We start from the raw sequence: 21,418 nt of genomic DNA, 5'->3' as shown, positions 1-21,418 counted from the left end.
TGGGTGCTGCAGGTAGGAGCCCACCCTGTGGGCGACGCCGTTCGCGGAAGCGCACAAGGTCATATACCGAGGCGAAAGATGTCGCCCACAGGGTGGGCTCCTACTGACCCAGCTACGCCGTTCGCGGAAGCGCCGCAAGGTTACGTACCGAGGCGAAAGATGTCGCCCACAGGGTGGGCTCCTACTGACCTAACTGCCAGGACTCGATGGCGAGGCGCACCTTGTACGGCGGCTTCTCGGCGAACACCTTGCTCGGCATGGCCGGCTGGCGCGTGGCGTCCCACGCCTTGTAATCGACGGTCCAGCCATCCTGTACCAGCTGCGACGGCAGCCGGTCGTCGCCGAAGCGGATGTCGGCCGGGCCGGCGTCGGCACGCAGGCCCAGCACCCAGCTCTTTAGCTCCGCCATCGGCAACTGCCAGCCCACCGTCTGCGCCATCAGCGTTTCGGCGTTGGGGCCACGGCGCGGGCCGCCATCAAGGCCATCCAGCTCGGCGCCATCCGGGCCGCCCGTCAGGCGAAAGCTGCGCCCCGTGACCGGCGCACGGATCGTGAACTCATAACGGTCGCCGTCCTGTTTCCAGGTAAGGCCGCCGGAATGGTTGTCGTTACCGTCGGACACCGAGAGCTTGCCCTGCAGGGTCCAGTGGTTCGTGTCAGCGAGCACACGCTCACGATCCGCCTGCTGTCCCAGGGTGACGCCATCACCCTCGTGGTGCGTAACGGGCCGCGTCGTGGCGCAGGCCGAAAGAAGAACCACCGAAACCAGGCCAAGCCCGCGAAACCAACCAGTCATACAGAATCCATGTCATCGGAGCAGGCCCGGCAAGATCAGGGCCAGCCCCTTGTAGGAGCGCGCTTGCGCGCGATCGGGCGAAGCGAAGAGGTGAAGCGACCGTGTGGCCCAATCGCGTGCAAGCACGCTCCTACACGGGCCTCGGATGTCAGGGTTTGAGCTTCTGTTCCGTCTTCAGCAGCGAAGCGTTCTTCGGATCGATACGGCGCACTTCGTTGAGCACCTTACGCGCCTCATCGTGTTCACCGCGCTGCCAGAGCACTTCGGCCAGATGCACGCCGATATCGCCATCCTTCTGCTTCGCCCATGCGCCACGCAGGGTGCTCTCAGCCTGGTCGAGCTGGCCCTGGCGGAATTTCAGCCAGCCCCAGGAGTCCGCCACGGAGGGGTCATCCGGGCGGGCTGAGCGGGCGGCTTGCAGCAGGGTCTGCGCTTCGGCGAGATCGCGGTCGTTGTCGGCCAGGGTGAAACCGAGGGCGTTGCTGGCCTCGATATCGCCGGGCTTCAGCTCAAGCACCTTGCGGAAATCGGCCACGGCCTGGTCCACCTGGTTGGCTTCGGCGTAGGCCAGCCCGCGGCCGTAGAGCATGTCGGTGTCATCCGGCTTCACCCGCAGCGCCTTGTCATAGGCGGCCGCGGCGGCATCGAAGCGGCGCGCGTCCATATACAGCTCGGCATCTACCGCGAACGCCTTCATCAGCGCCTCGGGGCGGTCGGCATAGGTCGTCTGCAGGTCGGCCACGATCTGGTGGGCATCGTCGTCCTTGCCCTGCAGGTGCAGGATCACGGCGCTGCGCACCGAGGCGTCGAAGATGTGCGGATCGTCATCGCCCACGGCCGCGTACCAGTCGAGCGCGTCTTCCTTCTTGTCGAGCAGTTCGGCGATCTGGCCCAGGGTGAAGGCGTTGTCGGCCTGGACATCGTCGGATTGGCGGCGCATCTCGGCGTAGAGCCGTGCCAGCGCGGCCTTGTCAGCCGAGCGCGCGGCAAGCGTCATCCGCATGTTGTAGGTATCGGCATCCTGCGGGCCCACGGCCACCACGGCAGCCGCGGCCTTCTCGTCGCCACCCTGGGCCAGCACGCTGGCGTAGGCCAGGCGAAGACGCGGATTCTTCGGATCCTTCTGAACCGCTTTGGCGAACAACGCCTTCGCGCCGGCCTTGTCACCCGCGCGGAACGCCTTCTGGGCGGCCCAGGCGTAGGTGGCACCGTCGTGGAAACGCTTCTGCGCCTCATCGCCGATGCGCTGGGCGTAGTCGTGACGGCCGAGGTTCTCACCCAGCTCGGCCATGGCCAGCCACGCGGTCGCCTCGTTGGGGAGCCGCTGCGGGGTAGCGATGCGTTCGAGCAGCACGCCGGCCTGGGCGGCGTCACGGGCCTGCACCAGGGTACGGCCGAAGGCGCGCCAGGCGTCCTTGTCACCCGAGGCCACGAGAAGCTCCAGCTGGTGCTGGGCATCGGCGGTGTCGCCGCGGTCCAGCGCCATCCGCGCCCGGCCCTCGGCCAGTTCGGCGGGCTTGGCGCCCAGTGCGGCCCAACGCTCCAGCGCCTTCCCGGCGGCGGCCTGGTCATGGATGGCAAGCGCCAGTTCGGCGGCCCGGCTGGCCACGGTCGGGTCGTCGCTCAACCAGGCGGCTTTGCCGTACGCGTCTGACGCGGTCTTGAGATCGTTCGCGGCAATGGCAAAATCGCCCGCCATGACCTGGGCCTCCAGGTCGCGTTCGGGCGGCACGATAGCCACCTGCAGGCGGTCGAGCGGCTGCACGCCGGTACGCACCTGCTTGGGTTGCTGGCCAGCCTGGGGCGCGGTGGTGGCACAACCCGCGATGGCCATGACGGCACCCACCATGACCACAAAATGCCGCACTTGCTTGAACTTGGACCCACCGGTCAGCACACTACTCTCCGTTGTTTTTCCGCTACGGACAGGCCCGTGCAAGCGCCCGAAGCCTTGTCAGCGCACAATGCGCCCTTAGCTTAGCCGACGCCACCCCTGCCGAGCGCAGCCGACGACATGCCACTGATCGCCCTTGGGCTCAACCACCTCACCGCGCCGGTCAGCCTGCGCGAGCAGGTTGCGTTCGACGCTGCGGTGGCGCCCGAGGCGTTGGGCGACCTCACCCGGCAGCCGGGCGTGGAAGAGGCCATGATCCTCTCGACCTGTAACCGCACCGAGCTCTACGTGAGCGTGGCCGACGGTTTCCAGGCCGTACCGGGGCAATGGCTCTCCCGGCAGCACCGATTGACCCCGCAACGGCTCGATGAGTTCCTTTACCGGCACGACGAGCAGGAAGCCGTGCGGCACATGTTCCGCGTGGCCACCGGCCTGGACTCGATGGTGCTGGGCGAGCCGCAGATCCTCGGCCAGGTGAAGGACGCCTACCAGCAGGCCCGCGGCGCCAACGCGCTGAAGGCCCCGATGGAGCGCCTGCTCCAGCACACCTTCGCCGTGGCCAAGCGCGTGCGCACCGATACCCGGATCGGCGCCCACACCGTCTCCGTGGCCTACACCGCGGTACGTCTGGCGGAACAGGTCTTCACCGACCTGCGCCAGGCCTGTGTGCTGCTGATCGGCGCGGGCGAGACGATCGAACTGGCCGCCCGTCACCTCGCCGACAAGCAGGTGCGCCGGCTGATCGTGGCCAACCGCACGCTCGAGAACGCCCAGGAACTGGCCGGCCGCTACAGCGGTTACGCCATCGCCCTGGCCGATCTGCCCCGCCACCTGGCGGAAGCCGACATCGTCATCAGCTCCACCGCCTCGCGCCAGCCGGTCGTCACGAAAGCCATGGTGGCCGACGCCATCGCCCAGCGCCGACGCCGCCCGATGTTCATGGTGGATATCGCCGTGCCGCGCGATATCGAAGCCGAGGTGGCGCAGCTCAACGACGTTTACCTCTACGGCATCGACGACCTGAAGCAGGTCATCGACGAAAACCGGCGCTCCCGCGAGCTCGCTGCCCGCGAGGCCGATGCCATCATCGATCTCCAGGTCGAACGCTACATGTCGTGGCGGCGCGCCCTCACCCTGCGCAACCCGGCCGTAGACATGCGCGTAGCCGCCGAAGCGCAGCGCGACGAGGTGCTGGCCAAGGCCCAGGCCATGCTGGCCAAGGGCCGCAGCGCCGAGGAAGCCCTGGCCTTCCTGGCCAATACGCTCACCAACAAGCTGCTCCACGCCCCCAGCGCACGCCTGCGCGATGCCGCCCTTTCCGGCGACCTGGACCTGCTCCACGCGGCTGGCCGCCTTTATGGACTGGACCCGGACGACGACGTTTCCGCATGATGTACGGCTTGAGCCGTCCTTCGTGCCCCTAGATGACCCCGTCGATCCGCCGCAAACTCGAAGCCCTCGCCGAACGCCATGAAGAGGTGGGCCTGCTGCTGGCCCAGCCCGAGGTGCTCGCCGATGGCAACCGCTTCCGCGATCTCTCGCGTGAATACGCCCAGCTGGAACCCGTCGCCGCCTCGCTGAAAGAGCACGACCAGGCCGAGCGCGAACTGGCCGAAACGAAGGCCATGCTTGACGACCCCGACATGCGAGAGATGGCGGCCGATGACATCGAGCGGATCGAAAACCGCCTGACGGAACTCGATGGCGAGCTGCAGATCCTGCTGCTGCCGAAGGACCCGCGCGACGAAGGCAACCTGTTCCTTGAAGTACGCGCCGGCACGGGCGGCGACGAGGCGGCGATCTTCGCCGGCGACCTCTTCCGCATGTACGCCCGCTATGCCGAGCGCCAGCGCTGGCACGTAGAGATCCTCAACGCCAACGAAGGCGAACACGGCGGCTACAAGGAAATCGTGGCCCGTATCGAGGGCCGCGGCGCGTATTCGCGGCTGAAGTTCGAATCGGGCACCCACCGCGTCCAGCGCGTACCGGAAACGGAATCGCAGGGCCGCATCCACACCTCCGCCGCCACGGTAGCGATCCTCCCCGAACAGGATGAAGTCGGCGAGATCGAGATCCGCGACGGCGACCTGAAGGTGGATACCTTCCGCGCCTCCGGCGCCGGCGGCCAGCACGTGAACAAGACCGATTCGGCCATCCGCATCACCCACCTGCCCACGGGCACGGTGGTGGAATGCCAGGATGAGCGCAGCCAGCACAAGAACCGTGCCCGCGCGATGAGCCTGCTGAAAGCCCGCCTGCTCGACGCCGAGCGCAGCAAGCAGAGCGCCGCCCAGGCCGAGGAGCGCCGCCTGCAGGTGGGCTCGGGCGACCGTAGCCAGCGCATCCGCACGTACAACTTCCCGCAGGGCCGCATCACCGACCACCGGATCAACCTCACCCTCTACCGCCTGCTCGAGGTGATGCAGGGCGATCTCGATGAACTGGTCGACACGCTCACCCGCGAAAACCAGGCCGACGAGCTGCAAAGCCTGACCGCCGGCTAACCGTAGGAGCCCACCCTGCGGGCGACGCCGTTCGCGATAACGCCACAGGGCCTGTAGCGGTGGGACGAAAGATGTCGCCCACAGGGTGGGCTCCTACTTGTGGTGAGGCGAAAGATGTCGCCCACAGGGTGGGCTCCTACCACGGTGTCGTGACGCGGTCTGGTGCATGATGGCTGCCTGTTCCCAAGGAAGCCGCCCCATGGGCAAGAAGAAAAAGCAGTACGAACACGACCTCGCCGACCTGCAGGTCGAACTCGTCGGTCTTACGCGCTGGCTGCGCCGCACCGGCAAGCGCATGCTGGTGATCTTCGAAGGCCGCGACGCCGCCGGCAAGGGCGGCACCATCAAAGCCATCACCGACAAGCTGGATACGCGTTCCTCACGCGTGGTGGCCCTGGGCAAGCCCACGCCGGACGAGGAAACCCAGTGGTATTTCCAGCGCTATGTCGAGCACCTGCCCCACGCCGGCGAACTCGTGCTGTTCGACCGCAGCTGGTACAACCGCGCCATCGTTGAACCCGCCATGGGCTTCTGCACGCAGGCGCAGTACGACGCCTTCATGAAGGCCGTGCCTGCCTTCGAAAAGCTGCTGACCGATGACGGCATCATCCTGCTCAAGTACTGGCTGGCCGTGGATCAGGCCGAACAGGAAGAGCGCTTCGCCGAACGTGCGGCCGATCCGCTGAAGCGCTGGAAGCTCTCCCCCGTGGACATCAAGGGGCGGCAGAAATACGAGGAAATGGGCGACCTGCGCGACGCCATGATCCAGCACACGCATACCGACGATGCGCCGTGGTTCGTTGCCAACTTCAACGATCAGAAGGCCGGACGGCTCGACCTGATCCGCCACCTGCTCGACCAGATCCCCGACAAGCTCGTGCCGGATGAGGAGATCGACCTGCCGAAGCTGAAGGGCAAGCCGCAGAAGGAACGGATCACCGCTAAGGCGGTGAAGGTACCGAAGGTCTACTGACCCGGCGCACCGGCGGCGGCCGCTTCGGCAGCCGCCCCGTGCGCGACAGGCGCAGCCACTGGCGCATCGCCAGCAAGCCACCAATCGATTCGATGATCGCCGCGGGCACCCACATGATCACGCCGCCGATCAGCTGGCCGGTCAGCACGTTCATGGTGAACGCCCGGCCACACACTTCGAAGATCGGATAAAGATCCGCCTTCGAGAACGTGACGATGGCGCCGGCCACGATTTGCGGCGTCATGGTCAGTGCCGGCGAAAGCACGCGGATGCCCGGGGTCATCCGCCCAGGCGGCTTCGGCCGGTGGTCGAGCACGAGCCACCAATACGCCAGGCCCGATAAGATCATCGACCAATTCATGAAGCGATAGATGCGCCAGTCCAGCATGGCCAGCGTCTGCATGTCCGGGATCAGCCACACCACGATCAGGCCGACGAACGACAGGGTGACGAACGCCGGATTCAGCAACACCGCCGCCAACGCACGGCACGCAATGCCACGCCCGATCCTGCGCAGGCGCACGCGCCAGCGCAACGGCAGGCCCGCGCGCAACACCGTGCCCGGATAAGACGCCACGATAAGCAGGGGCGCCAGGTGGTGCAGCAGCACCTGCTGGATCCGGTGCATGAAGAACTCATGTTCGAAGAAGTAATCGAGGTACGTGTGCAACGACACGTAGACGATGGCCATGCCTGTCCAGAAGGCGGCCTGGCGCCCCCACGGCACATGCAGGCGACGGGTACCCGAGACGTAGAGCCACGCGGCGGCCACGAAGAGGGCCAGGAAGCTCCACGAGAACTCCCACGGCACGATCCACTTCAGCAGCCCCCCGGCCAGCATGCTAGAGCTCCTGGCGGACGCGGCGCGTGCGCCGCCAGCCGAACACGAGGCCGACGATCGCCACGAGCAAGGGCACGAGCACGATATTGATGAACTTCAGCCGCATACCCAGTGCATCGATCTCCGCATTGAGCTGATGCTGCACATCGCGCAGCTCCTTGCCGATCGCCAGCTTGCGCTGCAGGTACTGCTCCACTTCCTTGCGCTGCTGCGTCGTCAGGGTGGTGGGTGCGGTTGCCGAGCCCTTGGCGGGCTGCAATTCAGCCAGACGGCGCTGGGTTTCGTAGAGCTCATTCTCCAGCTCGCGCTTCTTCACGATGAACTTCCGGTCGGCGGCCGCCTGCATCGCACGGACGCGCGTGAACGGCCGCTGCAGGTTGGCGCGGCCGCGGATCGAAAGCAGCGCGGTGGAGCCGCCCAGGTTGTCGACGATATTGGCGATGAAGTCGCCGTTGTTCGCGAACGGCGTGAGTTGCTGCTGGCCCAGCAGCGGCTGCACGTCGAGCCAGAGCCGATCGGAGAGCAGGTCGGTATCGCCCACCAGGATCACCTCACCCGGTGCGGCGGCCACATCGAGGTGCCCCTTGCCCTTGCGCTCGGGAAACGCCGTATGGAACGTATCGCGCAGGCGTGCGGCGAGCACATAGCGATCGTGGCTGGGTTCGTAGTTCTCAAGCAGGGTCGACGGATCGGCGACCGCATCGCGCACGCGCTGCGACGGGACCACCATCGCCTCATCCGAGGTCTGCACCAGCGGAAGCATGCGGGCCTTGGTATTCGGCGATAGCTCAAAGAATCCGGCGCTGGAGAAATTGATCCGCTGCAGGCTCGCCGTCACCACGTCATCGTGGTTAAGGTCCTGCATCGAAAGCCCCAGCATCGCCGGATGCGGCACGCTGTTGCCATTCAACTCGATAGTGAGGGCCTGCGAACGGTCGAGCACCACCTTCGTCGGGTCATATTCGACACCCCATGCCTCGAACAGGCGGCGCAGGTCAGAATCGTGATCGTCCACGGTGCCGCTGGAGTCGATGAGCGGCGCGGTATCCAGCTCGGCATCCGGGTCGACGAACACCACCAGGTGGCCGCCGTGCAGCACGTACTGATCGATCGCGTACTGCGCGTCCTCCGGCAGCTTCTTCGGGTGGATAAGCAGCAGGACGTTGATCGACGGATCCACCTGCTTGAGCGTATCGCCATCCAGGCTGGTGACGTTGGCCAGCTGGTCAAGCTGGCGAATCACGGCCCACGGCTGCTCGCCGATCACCATGTTGCCCTCGACGGGCAACGAACTCAGCACGCCGATCCGCGGCTTGCGCGGCGCACCCAACTCGTAGAAGAGCTTGGCGATGTCGTATTCCACGAACGCCTCGCGGGCCGGATCGAAGAACGGAATCGCCTGCGACGTAGCGGCCTCGCCCGTGCCAGTGGTGCCGACCAGGCCGAAGAACACGCGTTCGCCGTTGCTGCCGCCACTCGCCGGTGTCAGCCCGTAGCTCTCCGCGGCATCCTCGTCATCGGAATACGGCACCGGATCGATCACGCGGAAGCGGATGCGGCCGTGGGCACGTACGGCGATCTCGCGCAGCATCTCCTGCACGCGCTGCTCGTAGCTACGCAGCTGGGGCAGTTCGCGCGTGGCATGCTCGGAGAAATAGAGGGTCACGGTCATCGGCTTCGCCAGGCCGTCCACGATCTCCTGCGTGCCGGGGGTAAGCGTATAGATCCGGTCTTCGGTGAGATCGACGCGCGCCGTGCGCAGCGAAAGCGAGCTCAGTCCGATCACCGCCATGAACAGGACGGCGATCGCGGCCAGGCCGACACGGAGGCGATTGGCACGCGAAAGCGAAAAAGACAGCCGCTTCATCAGCGCGTCCTCTTCAAGTCGAGCACAAGCACCGCCGCGCCCAGCCACGCCACGATCATGGCGCCGAAATACATCAGGTCGCGCAGGTCGAGCACCCCTCGCGCGATCGCATTAGCGTGGCGCACGATCGAAAGCTGACCCATGGCGCCAATGAGCTTCGGTGGCACCGCATCCTGGAAGAAATCGAGCACCTGCGATTGCCCGATAAGAAGCAGCACGAAGCACACCGAGGCAGTGAGGATGAACGCGATGACCTGGCTGCGCGTCGCCGTGGACATGCACGCGCCGACGGCCAGGAACGCACCGGCCATCAGCCAGCTGCCGATGTAACCGGAGATCACCACGCCGTTGTCGGGGTTGCCGAGATAATTGACCGTGATCCAGATCGGGAAGGTCAGGACCAGGCAGATGCCAATGAACCCCCAGGCGGCGAGGAACTTGCCCAGCACCGCTTGGGAAATGCTGACAGGCAACGAAAACAGCAGCTCCAGCGTCCCCGAGGCGCGTTCCTCGGCCCACATGGACATCGTCACCGCAGGCACCAGCACGAGGTACAGCCACGGATGCATATCGAAGAACGGCTGCAGATCAGCGAGTCCACGGTCGTAGAAATCACCCGTGTAGAAGGTGAGCACGCCGGCCATGACCAGGAAGATCACCATGAACACGTACGCTACCGGCGTGACGAAGTAGGAACGCAGCTCGCGACGAGCGATGGCGGATACCGCGCTCATGCGTTACCCCCGCGCGGCTGCGTCGTGATCTGCCGGAACACCTCGTCGAGGCGCCCCTGCTCCAGCTGGATCTCGGTGATACGCAGGTTCTGCTCACGCAGCAGCGCCTGCACGTCGTCCAGGATCGCCTGCCCGGGCTTGGGGAAGACCGTGACACGCCCATCGAGCGGGTCGACCTCGGTCATCGACACGCCCGGGATGCGCGCGAGCATCTCCCGTGACACGCCGCTGCCTTGCGCACTGAACGACACCGCGCCGTGGTAGCGCGAACGCGCCTCAAGCTCCGCGGGCGTCGCGTCGGCCAGTAGCTTGCCGTTGGCGATGATCGCCACGCGGTTGCACAGCGCATGCACTTCTTCGAGCAGGTGGGTGGAAATGAGGATGGTGCGTTCGCGCGCCATGGCGTCGATGAGCATGCGCACGGAGTGCTTCTGATTGGGGTCGAGACCGTCGGTGGGCTCATCGAGCATGAGGACCGGCGGGTCGTGCAGGATGGCCTGGGCGAGGCCGACGCGGCGGCGCAGGCCTTTGGAGAGCGTACCGATGGGCGCTTCGAGAACTTCGTCGAGTTCGAGGCGCATGACGACTTCGTCGAAGCGGCGCCGGGCGATGTCGCGGTCGAGGTTGCGTACGCGGATCATGAACGTGAGGAATTCCCTGACGGTCATTTCGGCGTAGCTGGGGGCGCCTTCGGGGAGGTAGCCGAGGGCGCGTTTGGCGGCGAGCGGTTCGCGGCGGATGTCGTGGCCGCAGACGCGGGCGGTGCCGGAGGTGGGGGTGAGGAAGCCGGCGATCATGCGCATGGCGGTGGATTTGCCGGCGCCGTTGGGGCCCAACAGCCCGACGACCTGCCCTGGCTCGGCGCGCAGGGTGAGCGAGTCGACCGCGATCAGCGGGCCATAGCAACGGGTGAGTCGTTCGGTCTCGATCATGTCCACTCATTAACGCACGGGGGCCGTCCCGCGTTCCACCCTGACGGGCTGCGTGCCTTAGGCAGCGTGGCTTTGCATCGGTTCACTATCGAGACGGCTCGCCTTCGGCTTCGCGTTGCTCGGCTTCGCCATCGCGTTTGCGCTCGGACGTCTCCGGAAAGAGCCCTTGGCGCCCACCCTCGCTGCTCAGACAAGTCTCCAACGTTCGACAGGGATGCCCCTCCGGGGCCATGTATCTGATTGGCCTACGGCCGCGAACCGGCGTGCGGACGGGGGTTTGAAACTCGCCTTCCCTGGCTCGGTTTCAAACGACCGGCCATCCATGGCCGGCCCCGCCTGCGGCGGCTGTTCCCGTCCACCCGCCTCGTCTCCGACAACTCGCCTCGAGGGTGGGCGCCAAGGCCTCTCGGACACACTGAGGCAAACCGATGGGAAAGCCACCGCCAGCAACACGGCCGCCCTCGCGGCACCTCACACCTGACAAACGGCCGTAGGAGCCCACCCTGTGGGCGACATCTTTCGCCTCAGCGCTCAGGCCCTCTCGTACGGCACGATCGATCAAGAGCCAAGCGCCGCAAGACCTGGAATGTGCCGCGAACGGCGTCGCCCACAGGGTGGGCTCCTACAGGAACGTCGCGAGCACGTCGGTGGGTTTGTACCTCGGGCGACAAGGTCGGCCGCTACGACCACGGTGCTGGCTCTCCCATCACGCGCCCTCAGTGCCTCGGAGAGCCCTCGGCGCCCACCCTCGAGGCGAGTTTCGCAGGCGAGGGCGACGGGCGGGAACAGCCGCCACAGGCGGGAGCGGCCATGGAGGGCCGCTCGTTTGAAACCGAGCCAGGATGGCGAGTTTCAAACCCCCGCCCGGCGACCGGTTCGCGGCCGTAGGCCAAATAAGTACATGGGCCGCGCAGCGGCCAACCTTTTCGAACGACGAGGACCTGTCTGAGCAGCGAGGGTGGGCGCCGAGGGCTCTTTCCAGAGACGTCCGAGCGCTACCGCGATGGCCAAAGGCCGAGCCAGCCCAACGCGATGCCGAAGGCGAGCCTTATCGAGCAAGCACAAAAAAGGCCGCGATTGCTCGCGGCCTTTTTTGGTGCCCTAAGCCAGGTGGCTTAGTTGGCGGCGGTGCTGGCCGGGGCCGGGGCGGTGCCCGCGGCGGCCGGGGCAGCGGCCGTGGAGGAAGCGGCCGGAGCCGAATCATCCAGGCCAGGCTGCTTCATGCCAGCTTCCTGCTCCGGGGTCTGGTCCGGGAGGTTGTCGCCCTGCAGCGGCAGGTAGATCTCGAACTTCTGCTCGTCGTAACCCTCGATGGTGCCGTGGTTGTTCACCGGCGCCTTCGTCTGGATGTCGTACGGGCGGAACACCACGTCGTCGAACTTGTAGCCGTGGGTCTGCGAGTAGGCAGCCATCATCTGGCGAGTCTGCGGCAGGCCTGCGCCGGTACCGCTCCACTCAGCCTTGAGGGCCTTGCCACCGAAAGCGAGGACCGCCTTAACGTTGCCATCGACCACGACGCGACCCAGCTTGTCCTTGCTGCCCGGAGCAGCGGCATCGGCCGGAGCAGCCGGAGCGGCGGAGGTCGAAGCCTCGGCCGGAGCGGCGGCATCGAGCGACGGGCGCTGGGCGGCGGTCAGTTCAACGTCCTGACCATTGATCTTCAGCGTGGTGGCGTCGATCTCGGCAGCCACGTCGAACGTGTAGTTCTGATCACCCCAGTTGGTGGTGAACGTGATGCGCGGGCTGACGATGTTCACGCCCAGCTTCTTCGCGGCAGCCTGGATCTCGGCCATGGCCTTGTCCGAAGCGGTGTCGACGTCGTCGAGCGTGCGCGGAGCCGTGGTGGAGACGAACAGGATGGGCTTGGCCGGCTGGTCGACAATCGACGGAACCATCTTGCTGTAGTCGATGTTGGGGATCGACGCCATCAGGTTCTGCAGGTTCGACAGGCTGAACTGGATCAGGGAATCCGGATCGCCGTGGATATAGAGGTTGCTGAAGCGGTCAACCAGGTTGAAGCCGTAGTCGACGTCGTAAGCCCAGACCACGTTCACCAGCTTCTGGCTACGGCCAGTGCGGGCGAGGGTGATCGTGAACTTCTTGTCGTGGCCGCGCCAGTTGTTCTCGAGGTTCCAGACGATGGTGCCCTTGCCAGCATCGCTGATGGCGGCAAAGCCCGGATCGATCGAGGCGATTTCGAGGGAGCCGTCACCCGTCTTCGGGTCGGTCGAGGTCCAGGAAATCTTGGCGCCCGGGCCGTAGGCCTTGCCGGACAGTTCGTACTTGAGCTGCGGGTCCAGCGTACGCTGGACGCTGAAGTCCGGGTAACGACGGAAGTTACTGAAGACGTCGTAGACCTGGCGCAAATCCTTGCTGATCACCAACGGGCGCTCGACGTGTCCGGTCGAGGGCATGGCCACGCCAACCACGACGCCAAGGACGGCGACGATGACGATAGCGACAAGAAATTCTAACAGACGCGTCATTCCACGGTTCTCCGAACGTCTTTGAACAGGCAACCCCCGGCTGTGGAGTCCGCGCGGTCACCCCTGAATAATCGGCCCGTGACATGGGTATGCCAGTGCCGAAAGAACCGATGGTAGCCGGTCATGGCGCCGAGCGCCATTGGGTCCCCTGCCCTTTTTCGCAAGCGGGCACAACCCGAAAAATTCCGGGTCGAAATGCCGCGGTCAGCCAGCTGTCAGACGATTCCCAGTTCCAGGGCCTTGAGAACGGCCCGGGTACGGTCGCGAACGCCCAGTTTGGAGAGGATATTGGACACGTGGTTTTTCACCGTGCCCTCGGCCACGCGCAGGGAATTGGCGATTTCCTTGTTGCTATAGCCCCCGGAAAGCAGGCGCAGGATCTCCGTCTCCCGCTCCGTGAGCGGATCCGGCTGTTCCAGGCTGGAAAACTGGTTCTGGATACGGCCCACGCCGGCCAGCAAGCGCTGCGTGACCATGGGCGCCACCAGGGAGCCACCGGCGGCCACCGTGCGCACCGCCTCGACCAGCTGGTCGAGCGACACATCCTTGAGCAGATAGCCCCGGGCACCGGCCTTCAGGCCCGAAAGCACGAGCTGGTCGTCGTCGAAGGTGGTCAGGATGATGGTCGGGGGCAGCTCATTGCGGCCACCCAGGGCCTGGAGCACCTCGAGGCCGCTCATATTGGGCATGCGCAGGTCCAGCAGGACCACGTCGGGGCGCACCTGCGGGATCATCTGGACCGCCTGGGCGCCATCCGCGCATTCGGCCACCACGCGGATATCCCCGGCGAGGTCGAGCAGTGAGCGGATGCCCTGGCGAACCAGGTTCTGATCGTCAACAAGGCAGACGGAGATCATGAAGGATCCTCGGAAGGAACGGGGATGGTGGCATGGAGAGGCGGCAGCGGGCTATCGGCCAGCGCCTGACGTGTGGGTGCGTGTGCCAGGACCTGCGCCTCGCCCAGGGGCAGGCGCGCAGTGAGGGCGAAGCCCCCTTCGGGCACATCGCGGAAATCAACGGTGCCGCCGAACTCGGCCAGGCGCTCGCGCATGCCGTTCAGGCCATTGCCGGGGCGGAAGGTGCCGGTGACGCTGGCAATGCCACGGCCATCGTCGCGCGCGTCGAGGCAGAGCTCATCCGGGCCGGAATGGCGGAAGGTGAGCCAGAGGTTGCGAGCGTTGGCGTGGCGGACCGTGTTGGTCAGGATTTCCTGCACGCAGCGCAGCAGCATCTGCGCACGGCGCGGGTCTTCCACGCCAAAACGCGGCGGAATCGCCAGATGGACGTTGAGGCCCGGCACACCCTCGGTCAGGCTGCGCAGGGCCTGGGTCAGGTCGATCGCATCGTCCTGGCGCAGTTCGCTCACTACCTCGCGCACATCGGCCAGCAAGAGCTTGGCCGTGCTCTGCCCTTTCAATACGTGTTCGCGCGCCACGTCGTTGGTGAGGTGGCTGGCCACTTCGAGGTTCAGGGTGAGCGCCGTGAGGTGGTGCCCGACCAGGTCATGCAGGTCGCGGGCGATGCGCATGCGTTCGGCGATGCGGGTGGATTCGGCGAGCAGGGCCCGCGTGGCGCGGAGCTCCGAGTTCAGCTGGCGCAGCTCCTCGCGCTCATCCGCCTGCTGGCTCGCCACCATGGAGGTGATGAACATCAGCGCCGAGAAGCCGAAATACAGGCAGGCCTGCATGATCGAGTAAATCAGGCCGAAGGCAGGCAACTGCATGAGCACGGGGATGAGCGCGAGATGCGCCACCACCATCCACACCATGCCCACCGGAAGGCTGACCAGCCAGGGGACCACGGCCGCCACGATGACCAGCAGCAGCGCCGAGAGACCGCTTTTGCTGAGGACGCCGATAGCCAGCGCCGTCCCGGTGAGGATCACCAGCACGGTCACCCGGGTCGGGCCATCCACGCGCGAGCCCAGGCTGCGTGTCAGCAGCCAGTAGACCAGGCCAAACAGGAGGTAACAGCCGGTCCAGGCCAGCAGGGCCACATTCGGAATCTGGCCCGGCTCCGAGCCGGCCCGTTGCAGCGAGAGCGGGAGGCCGACACACAGGTACACGAAGTACGTGGCGTACCGGAGCAGGCGGACGTGGTTGAACTGGACCTTGGACATGCACGCATCATAGGCCTTCATGGCTCGCGCACCACCTGACTGAAGTCATGAGGGCGCACACGGCAAGCACCGGCTTTACAACGGTTTTACATCCGCACGAACGCCCCCGGCCGGGGCCGGGCGTGTCATAATCCGCGCGTCGGGCGGCCCGGGGGCTGCCCTCCTTGAAACACATGGATCGGAGTAACGAATGGCCCTTGCCATCCGCGACGTGCGCGAGCACGACCTGGATGCCGTGCTGGCGCTGAATAATGAAGCGGGCACCGGCATTCTCGCCACCGATCGCGCCCGGTTGCGCCACCTGTACGAGATCGCGCACTACTTCCGCGTCGCCGAGCAGGATGGGCGCATCGTCGGTTTCCTGATCGCCATGCGCCCGGAAGCCGATTACCAGAGCCCCAATTTCCGCTGGTTCCAGACCCATTACGAGTCCTTCGTGTATATCGATCGCATCGTGATCGAACACGATTTCCGCGGGCATGGCCTGGGCCGGATTTTTTACTGTGATGTGCAAAGTTATGCCGAGGTACGCGTGCCGCTCCTGACCTGCGAAGTTTTCCTTGAACCCCGCAACGACCAGACCGTGCTGTTCCACGGCACCATGGGGTTCCAGGAAGTGGGCCAGCAGCAGATGGGCGAAGACGGCCCCAAGGTGAGCCTGCTCGCCCGTGAACTGCCGAGCTTCCCGTTCGTGCGCGAGCGTTATCTCGAGCAGGGCGGCCTCCCGGCCGTTGCGTGGCTCGCCGAGCGCGACCGCCCGGCCGATCGTGGGGTGGCCGCATGAACGCCCGCGCCGAATCCCTCGAAGCCGCCTGCGACCTGCGCTTTGGCCAGGTTGGTATCGCCTGCGTGCGCGTGCGCCGCGTCGATGCCGCCGCCCTGGTGGAAGAACTCGAGCGCCGCGTGCGCTCTGCCCCGCAGATGTTCAACCGCGCTGCCGTGGTGCTCGATCTCTCGCACCTGCCCAAACTGCCGGACGACGGCATGGTCGATGCCCTGCTCGAAGCCATCCGTAGCGCCGGCATGATGCCGGTAGGCATCGCCTACGGCACCAGCGAGACCGAAGCGCTTGCCGAGCGGATGAACCTCCCACTCATCGCTAAGTTCCGCGCCCAGTACGAGCCGGGCCAGGGCGAATCCGCGCCGGCCGCCCCGGCCCCGGCGGCGCCCGCGATGTCGCGTGCGGAACCGGCTGCCAGCCTGGAAACCGGCGCGACCATCACCGCGCAGCAGCACACCGGTAGCGCCGTACGCTCCGGCCAGCAGATCTACGCCCGCGAGCGCGACCTCGTCGTCGCCGCCGCGGTGGCCAACGGCGCCGAAGTCATCGCCGACGGCTCCATCCACGTCTACGGCACCCTGCGCGGTCGCGCGATGGCCGGCGCACAGGGTGATGAGACTGCACGCATTTTCTGCTCCGATTTCCGCGCCGAACTCGTCGCGATCGCGGGGCATTACCGGGTGTTCGAGGACATCCCGAAGGAATTCGAAGGCCAGGCCGTGCAATGCTGGCTCGATAATGGAAAACTCATGATCGCGCGCCTCTGACGCCGGTCCCAACCGTTTTTTGCGGAGACATCTCTTGACTGAAATCATCGTCGTCACCTCCGGCAAGGGCGGAGTCGGCAAGACCACCACCAGTGCCTCCCTCGCGACCGGCCTCGCCATCGAGGGCAAGAAGGTCGCCGTCATCGACTTCGACGTCGGCCTGCGCAACCTCGACCTGATCATGGGCTGCGAGCGCCGCGTGGTGTACGACTTCGTCAACGTCGTGCACGGCGAGGCAACGCTCAAGCAGGCCCTTATCAAGGATAAGCGCCACGAAAACCTGTACGTGCTCGCCGCGTCGCAGACGCGCGACAAGGATGCGCTGACCCAGGAAGGCGTGGAGAAGGTGCTCGACGAACTGACGAAGGAAAACTTCGACTTCGTCGTGTGCGATTCGCCCGCCGGTATCGAAAAGGGCGCGCACCTGGCCATGTACTTCGCCGACCACGCTGTCGTCGTCGTGAACCCGGAGGTTTCCTCCGTGCGCGATTCCGATCGCATCCTCGGCCTGCTCTCCAGCAAGACCCGCCGCGCCGAAAAGGGCGAAGCGCCGATCAAGCAGCACCTGCTGCTGACGCGCTACAACCCGAACCGCGTCGAAGCCGGTGAAATGCTCAGCGTGAAGGACGTCGAGGACATCCTCGGCATCTCGGTCGTGGGCGTTATCCCGGAGTCGGAGAACGTGCTGGCAGCGTCGAACGCGGGCGTGCCGGTTATCCTCGATGACAACTCGAACGCTGGCCACGCCTACAAGGACACCGTCGCCCGCATCCTGGGCAACGAGCGCCCGCTGCGCTTCCTCGAGCCGGTCAAGAAGGGCTTCCTCAAGCGCGTGTTCGGAGGTTAAGCATGGGTATCCTCGATTTCCTGAAGCGGAAGCCCGAGCCGAGCGCGGGCGTGGCCAAGGAGCGCCTGCGCATCATCGTGGCGCAGGAACGCTCTACGCGTGGCGCGCCTGATTACCTGCCGCTGCTGCGCAATGAGCTGCTGGAGGTCATCCGCAAGTACGTGAACGTCGATGTCGATGCGGTAAACATCAACCTCGAGCGTGATAGCGGCCACGAGATCCTGGAACTCTCCGTCGCCCTGCCCGACGGCAAGCCCGCGTCGGCATGAGCGCGCCCGATCCCGCCGACGCGGTGCTCCGCGTCGGCGACATCGGCTTTGACGAACCCCGTTCCCTGCTCGCGACGTTCGGCCTCGCCCTGATCCCGGTGGCCGATGGCGAGGCGATCCCTGGAAGCTTCTGGGGCGATACCGAGGCGGGCATCATTGGTACGACGGTTTATGCACGGGCGGATACGCCGGTGCATTCGCTGTTGCATGAGGCTTGTCACCTGATCGTGTTGCCGGAAGAGAAGCGCGCGCTGGTGCATACCGATGCGACGGATTCGATCGAGGAGGAAGATGCGACCTGCTATCTGCAGATCGTGTTGGCGGGGCACCTGCCTTCGGTGGGTTCGTTGCGCCTGATGGAGGACATGGATCGCTGGGGGTATACGTACCGCCTGGGCTCCACCCGTGCCTGGTTCGAGCAGGATGCGCCTGAAGCACGCGCCTTCCTCGAAGCTCGCGGTTTGCCGGTCGGCTGACGCGTCGATAGGGCTCGCCTTCGGCCTCGCGGGGCTCGGCCTTTGGCCATCGCGTTGGCGCTCGGACGTTTCCGGAAAGAGGCCTTGGCGCCCACCCTCGCTGCTCAGACAAGTCTCCAACGTTCGAAAAGGATGCCCCTCCGGGGCCATGTATCTGATTGGCCTACGGCCGCGAACCGGCGTGCGGACGGGGGTTTGAAACTCGCCTTCCTGGCTCGGTTTCAAACGACCGGCCATCCATGGCCGGCCCCGCCTGTGGCGGCTGTTCCCGTCCGCCCGCCTCGTCTCCGACAACTCGCCTCGAGGGTGGGCGCCAAGGCCTCTCGGCCACACTGAGGCGGATCGATGGGAAAGCCACCGCCGACAACACGGCCGACCTCGCGACGCCCCACACCTGACAAACGACCGTAGGAGCCCACCCTGTGGGCGACATCTTTCGCCTCAACGCTCAGGCCCTGTCGCACGGCACGATCGATCAAGAGCCAGACGCCGCAAGACCCGGACTCTGCCGCGAACGGCGTCGCCCACAGGGTGGGCTCCTACGCGGCCCTTGCATGCGCTTTGTCCTGCCAACCACTGCGTGTGCCAGCTGTTGCTGCGGTACGCGATCCCCGGATACCTCACCGCTCGTTCTGATCACTCGCTGTCTGCTGACTACCATGCGGCCGAAACGTGCCGTGGCAGAATGCGCCTTTCGGGTTGGACCTGATGCCGTGGACACTTTGATTTCCCTCGCTGATCTAGGCCCACGCATTTGCGTGCTGGGCCCATCGAACAGTGGGAAATCGACGCTGGCGGATGCAATCGGGAGGCCGCTTGGTCTGCCTGTCGTGCATCTCGATCAGCTGCATCATCTGCCGCACACCGCCTGGAAGCCACGCCCGCGCGAAGAGTTTCATGCGTTGCACGATGAGGCGATCGAGGGAGAGCGCTGGGTCATCGAGGGCAACTATTCATCGTGCATGCCTCAGCGATTCGCGCGCGCGACGGGCGTAATCCTTCTCGACGTATCGACATTCACAAGCCTGCAGCGCTACGTACGCCGTACGTTGTTTGATCGCCAGCGTATCGGCGGCCTCGAGGGCGCGCGTGAGCGGATCCACTGGGCAATGCTGCGTCACATCGTCGTGGCAACCCCCGCAAACCGAAAGCGCTACGCGGCGCTGGTCGAGACCCTGGCAATGCCGAAAGTGAGTCTGACATCAGCTCAAGCTCTGCAAGACGCATACAAAGCCTGGTCTTTAGCAAACCCGCAGCTGTAGGAGCCCACCCTGTGGGCGACGCCGTTCGCGGCAGATTGCGGATCTTGCGGCGTTTGGCCCTTGATCGATCGTGCCGTACGACAGGGCCTGAGCGTTTGGGCGAAAGATGTCGCCCACAGGGTGGGCTCCTACGATTGCGGTTGTGTTGTCGGGCGGTGGCTTTCCGACCGATCAACCTCAGTGTGTCCGAGAGCCCTTGGCGCCCACCCTCGAGGCGAGTTGTCGGAGACGAGGCGGGCGGACGTGAACAGCCGCCGAAGGCGGGAGCGGCCATGGATGGCCGGTCGTTTGAAACCGAGCCAGGATGGCGAGTTTCAAACCCCCGTCCGCACGCCGGTTCGCGGCCGTAGGCCAATCAGGTACATGGCCCCGAAGGGGCATCCTTGTCGAACGTTGGAGACTTGTCTGAGCAGCGAGGGTGGGCGCCAAGGGCTCTTTCCGGAGACGCCCGAGCGCTAGCGCGATGGCCAAAGGCCGAGCCCCGCGAAGCCGAAGGCGAGCCGTCTCGACGCCTTAGCCGACCGCGCGCAAAGAACAGTCAGCCTGGCTCGTTGCGCTCGATCTGCGAAACGACTTCCGTAGCCGCGGCGGCCGGCGTAAGCGCCACACGGCGCCGCTCCATCGAGCGATACCACAGCCAGCCCACCAGGCCCACGCCACACAACGACGTCGCGCCCAGCGCCAGGAACAGCATGCTCGACGACAACATCGGCGACAGCACACCCGCCACCAACGCCGTCATGATCAAGCTACCAAACGCCTGCACCGACGACACACCACCACGCTGCTCCGGAAAACGATCCAGCAACAGGATCGTCAACGTCGGGAACGCCAGCTGCACGCCACAGCCATAAAGCGCCAGCGGCAAGGTAGACCACGGCACCCGCGGCGCATCCAGCACCAACGCAAAGAACAAGCTAAACGCGCAGCTCGAAAGCATGCACACATAACCCCAACCCACCGTCCGCGCCGCGCTCACCCGCCCCGCCACGCGCCCCGAAATAAACGCACCCGTCACCATGCCCGACACCGTCGGCACGAACAGCCACGGAAAACCATCCGCCCCCAGATGCAACACATCACGAATCAGATGCGGCGCCGACGCGATATACAGGAACAAACCCGAAAAATTCACCGAGCTCGCGATGGCCAGCGGCCAGAACGGCAGGTCACGCGCAATCGCCATATAACCGCGCAACAGCGGACGCGGCCGGAACACCGTCCGCTTCTCCACCGGATGGGACTCCACCAGGAACCGCACGATGCCCGCCACCAGCAACACGGTAAACGCCGTAAGTGCCCAGAAAATACCGCGCCAGCCATCGATACCCAGCAACCACGCACCCACGATCGGCGCGATCGCCGGCGCGATCCCGAAGATCATCATCACCTTCGACATCATCCGCTGCGCATCCTCGCCATGCATGGTGTCGCGCACGATGGCACGGCCCACGACGATACCCGCGCCGCCGCACAAGCCCTGGACCACGCGGCAGGCCAGGAGAAAACCAAAGCTCGGCGCCAGCGCCGCGCCCATCGAGGCCAACGCGTAGATACCCATGGCCACCACGATCACCGGCTTGCGCCCGTAAGCGTCCGAGATGGCCCCATGGAACAGGCTCATCACGGCATAGGCCAGCAGGTACACACTGAGCAGCTGCTGCAACGCCACCTCGCCCACGCCGAAGGCATGGCCGATATCCGGGAAGCCGGGGAAGATGGCATCGATCGAGAACGGCCCGATCATGCTCAGGGCCGCGAGGATCAACGGAAGATGGCGCCGCGGGTCGCGGGTCGCGGAGGTCATGGACCTTCAGTCTGTACCGGGGGAGACGATCAGTATAGCTGTAAGTGGTGCTTGCCCTTGGGC

At 65.6% G+C, this 21,418-nt stretch carries 19 protein-coding genes; 9 read left to right on the top strand and 10 right to left on the bottom strand.

Going from position 1 to position 21,418, the window contains the following annotated elements:
- Positions 1-181 precede the first annotated feature (181 nt).
- A complete protein-coding gene (gene lolB / locus L2Y96_RS05475) occupies positions 182-796 on the bottom strand; it encodes a lipoprotein insertase outer membrane protein LolB (RefSeq protein WP_247333591.1) in 615 nt (204 codons plus the stop codon).
- A 148-nt stretch (positions 797-944) separates the two neighbouring features.
- Entirely contained in the window at positions 945-2,693 is a 1,749-nt protein-coding gene (locus tag L2Y96_RS05470) for a tetratricopeptide repeat protein (protein ID WP_247333580.1), read from the bottom strand.
- A 117-nt stretch (positions 2,694-2,810) separates the two neighbouring features.
- Here L2Y96_RS05470 and hemA point away from each other — a divergent pair, with 117 nt between their 5' ends.
- From hemA to ppk2, 3 genes are all read left to right on the top strand, one after another.
- Complete coding sequence (hemA, locus tag L2Y96_RS05465) at positions 2,811-4,082, top strand: glutamyl-tRNA reductase (protein ID WP_247333579.1); 1,272 nt, start codon at positions 2,811-2,813, stop codon at positions 4,080-4,082.
- Between the two features lie 32 nt (positions 4,083-4,114).
- Positions 4,115-5,194 (top strand): peptide chain release factor 1, encoded by a 1,080-nt coding sequence (gene prfA / locus L2Y96_RS05460; protein ID WP_247333569.1) that lies wholly within the window; start codon positions 4,115-4,117, stop codon positions 5,192-5,194.
- A gap of 199 nt (positions 5,195-5,393) precedes the next feature.
- Complete coding sequence (gene ppk2, locus L2Y96_RS05455; RefSeq protein ID WP_247333567.1) at positions 5,394-6,167, top strand: polyphosphate kinase 2; 774 nt, start codon at positions 5,394-5,396, stop codon at positions 6,165-6,167.
- Here the strand turns inward: ppk2 and L2Y96_RS05450 are convergent.
- The 7 genes from L2Y96_RS05450 to L2Y96_RS05420 form a co-directional block, all read right to left on the bottom strand.
- Positions 6,136-7,005 carry a cytochrome c oxidase assembly protein gene (locus tag L2Y96_RS05450; RefSeq protein WP_247336923.1) on the bottom strand — a complete coding sequence of 290 codons (870 nt, stop codon included), beginning with the start codon at positions 7,003-7,005 and terminating at the stop codon, positions 6,136-6,138. The genes ppk2 and L2Y96_RS05450 overlap by 32 nt on opposite strands.
- 4 nt (positions 7,006-7,009) lie before the next feature.
- Positions 7,010-8,875 carry a GldG family protein gene (locus L2Y96_RS05445; protein WP_247333565.1) on the bottom strand — a complete coding sequence of 622 codons (1,866 nt, stop codon included), beginning with the start codon at positions 8,873-8,875 and terminating at the stop codon, positions 7,010-7,012.
- The gene (locus L2Y96_RS05440) at positions 8,875-9,609 is read right to left on the bottom strand and encodes an ABC transporter permease subunit (protein ID WP_247333564.1); all 735 of its coding nucleotides are present in this window, start codon (positions 9,607-9,609) and stop codon (positions 8,875-8,877) included. The genes L2Y96_RS05445 and L2Y96_RS05440 overlap by 1 nt, the downstream gene beginning before the upstream one ends.
- Positions 9,606-10,541 (bottom strand): ABC transporter ATP-binding protein, encoded by a 936-nt coding sequence (locus L2Y96_RS05435; RefSeq protein ID WP_247333562.1) that lies wholly within the window; start codon positions 10,539-10,541, stop codon positions 9,606-9,608. Before L2Y96_RS05435 ends, L2Y96_RS05440 begins: the two co-directional genes overlap by 4 nt.
- Positions 10,542-11,656: 1,115 nt before the next feature.
- Complete coding sequence (locus L2Y96_RS05430; protein ID WP_247333560.1) at positions 11,657-13,027, bottom strand: SRPBCC family protein; 1,371 nt, start codon at positions 13,025-13,027, stop codon at positions 11,657-11,659.
- Between the two features lie 215 nt (positions 13,028-13,242).
- Positions 13,243-13,884, bottom strand: coding sequence for a response regulator (locus L2Y96_RS05425; protein WP_247333558.1), 642 nt, complete (start codon positions 13,882-13,884; stop codon positions 13,243-13,245).
- Positions 13,881-15,146: a sensor histidine kinase gene (locus tag L2Y96_RS05420; RefSeq protein ID WP_247333557.1), complete on the bottom strand. Its 1,266-nt coding sequence runs from the start codon at positions 15,144-15,146 to the stop codon at positions 13,881-13,883. Before L2Y96_RS05420 ends, L2Y96_RS05425 begins: the two co-directional genes overlap by 4 nt.
- 190 nt (positions 15,147-15,336) lie before the next feature.
- On the opposite strand from L2Y96_RS05420, the gene L2Y96_RS05415 reads away from it, so the two are divergent.
- From L2Y96_RS05415 to L2Y96_RS05390, 6 genes are all read left to right on the top strand, one after another.
- Positions 15,337-15,930 carry a GNAT family N-acetyltransferase gene (locus L2Y96_RS05415; RefSeq protein WP_247333555.1) on the top strand — a complete coding sequence of 198 codons (594 nt, stop codon included), beginning with the start codon at positions 15,337-15,339 and terminating at the stop codon, positions 15,928-15,930.
- Positions 15,927-16,694, top strand: coding sequence for a septum site-determining protein MinC (minC, locus tag L2Y96_RS05410; RefSeq protein ID WP_247333554.1), 768 nt, complete (start codon positions 15,927-15,929; stop codon positions 16,692-16,694). Before L2Y96_RS05415 ends, minC begins: the two co-directional genes overlap by 4 nt.
- Before the next feature lie 34 nt (positions 16,695-16,728).
- Positions 16,729-17,541: a septum site-determining protein MinD gene (gene minD, locus L2Y96_RS05405; RefSeq protein ID WP_247333552.1), complete on the top strand. Its 813-nt coding sequence runs from the start codon at positions 16,729-16,731 to the stop codon at positions 17,539-17,541.
- 2 nt (positions 17,542-17,543) lie between these two features.
- Positions 17,544-17,810, top strand: coding sequence for a cell division topological specificity factor MinE (gene minE / locus L2Y96_RS05400; protein WP_247333550.1), 267 nt, complete (start codon positions 17,544-17,546; stop codon positions 17,808-17,810).
- Positions 17,807-18,286: a hypothetical protein gene (locus tag L2Y96_RS05395; RefSeq protein WP_247333548.1), complete on the top strand. Its 480-nt coding sequence runs from the start codon at positions 17,807-17,809 to the stop codon at positions 18,284-18,286. Before minE ends, L2Y96_RS05395 begins: the two co-directional genes overlap by 4 nt.
- Positions 18,287-18,999: 713 nt before the next feature.
- Complete coding sequence (locus L2Y96_RS05390; protein WP_247333547.1) at positions 19,000-19,548, top strand: P-loop NTPase family protein; 549 nt, start codon at positions 19,000-19,002, stop codon at positions 19,546-19,548.
- A 538-nt stretch (positions 19,549-20,086) separates the two neighbouring features.
- Here L2Y96_RS05390 and L2Y96_RS05385 read toward each other — a convergent pair.
- Complete coding sequence (locus tag L2Y96_RS05385) at positions 20,087-21,355, bottom strand: multidrug effflux MFS transporter (RefSeq protein ID WP_247333545.1); 1,269 nt, start codon at positions 21,353-21,355, stop codon at positions 20,087-20,089.
- Positions 21,356-21,418: the final 63 nt, after the last annotated feature.

Origin of the sequence: Luteibacter aegosomaticola (assembly GCF_023078475.1) — a bacterium.
In the GTDB taxonomy this organism is placed as follows: domain Bacteria; phylum Pseudomonadota; class Gammaproteobacteria; order Xanthomonadales; family Rhodanobacteraceae; genus Luteibacter; species Luteibacter aegosomaticola.
Note: the sequence above shows the minus strand (reverse complement) of the source record. Positions and strands in the feature narration are given on the sequence as shown.

Excerpts from the sequence above, each read along its gene's own strand:
- prfA (WP_247333569.1), top strand. The coding sequence starts at position 4,115 with ATGACCCCGTCGATCCGCCGCAAACTCGAAGCCCTCGCCGAACGCCAT.
- L2Y96_RS05425 (WP_247333558.1), bottom strand. The coding sequence starts at position 13,884 with ATGATCTCCGTCTGCCTTGTTGACGATCAGAACCTGGTTCGCCAGGGC.
- lolB (WP_247333591.1), bottom strand. The coding sequence starts at position 796 with ATGACTGGTTGGTTTCGCGGGCTTGGCCTGGTTTCGGTGGTTCTTCTT.
- minC (WP_247333554.1), top strand. The coding sequence starts at position 15,927 with ATGAACGCCCGCGCCGAATCCCTCGAAGCCGCCTGCGACCTGCGCTTT.
- L2Y96_RS05420 (WP_247333557.1), bottom strand. The coding sequence starts at position 15,146 with ATGTCCAAGGTCCAGTTCAACCACGTCCGCCTGCTCCGGTACGCCACG.
- L2Y96_RS05385 (WP_247333545.1), bottom strand. The coding sequence starts at position 21,355 with ATGACCTCCGCGACCCGCGACCCGCGGCGCCATCTTCCGTTGATCCTC.
- L2Y96_RS05415 (WP_247333555.1), top strand. The coding sequence starts at position 15,337 with ATGGCCCTTGCCATCCGCGACGTGCGCGAGCACGACCTGGATGCCGTG.
- L2Y96_RS05395 (WP_247333548.1), top strand. The coding sequence starts at position 17,807 with ATGAGCGCGCCCGATCCCGCCGACGCGGTGCTCCGCGTCGGCGACATC.
- L2Y96_RS05440 (WP_247333564.1), bottom strand. The coding sequence starts at position 9,609 with ATGAGCGCGGTATCCGCCATCGCTCGTCGCGAGCTGCGTTCCTACTTC.
- hemA (WP_247333579.1), top strand. The coding sequence starts at position 2,811 with ATGCCACTGATCGCCCTTGGGCTCAACCACCTCACCGCGCCGGTCAGC.
- L2Y96_RS05430 (WP_247333560.1), bottom strand. The coding sequence starts at position 13,027 with ATGACGCGTCTGTTAGAATTTCTTGTCGCTATCGTCATCGTCGCCGTC.
- L2Y96_RS05435 (WP_247333562.1), bottom strand. The coding sequence starts at position 10,541 with ATGATCGAGACCGAACGACTCACCCGTTGCTATGGCCCGCTGATCGCG.
- ppk2 (WP_247333567.1), top strand. The coding sequence starts at position 5,394 with ATGGGCAAGAAGAAAAAGCAGTACGAACACGACCTCGCCGACCTGCAG.
- minE (WP_247333550.1), top strand. The coding sequence starts at position 17,544 with ATGGGTATCCTCGATTTCCTGAAGCGGAAGCCCGAGCCGAGCGCGGGC.
- L2Y96_RS05445 (WP_247333565.1), bottom strand. The coding sequence starts at position 8,875 with ATGAAGCGGCTGTCTTTTTCGCTTTCGCGTGCCAATCGCCTCCGTGTC.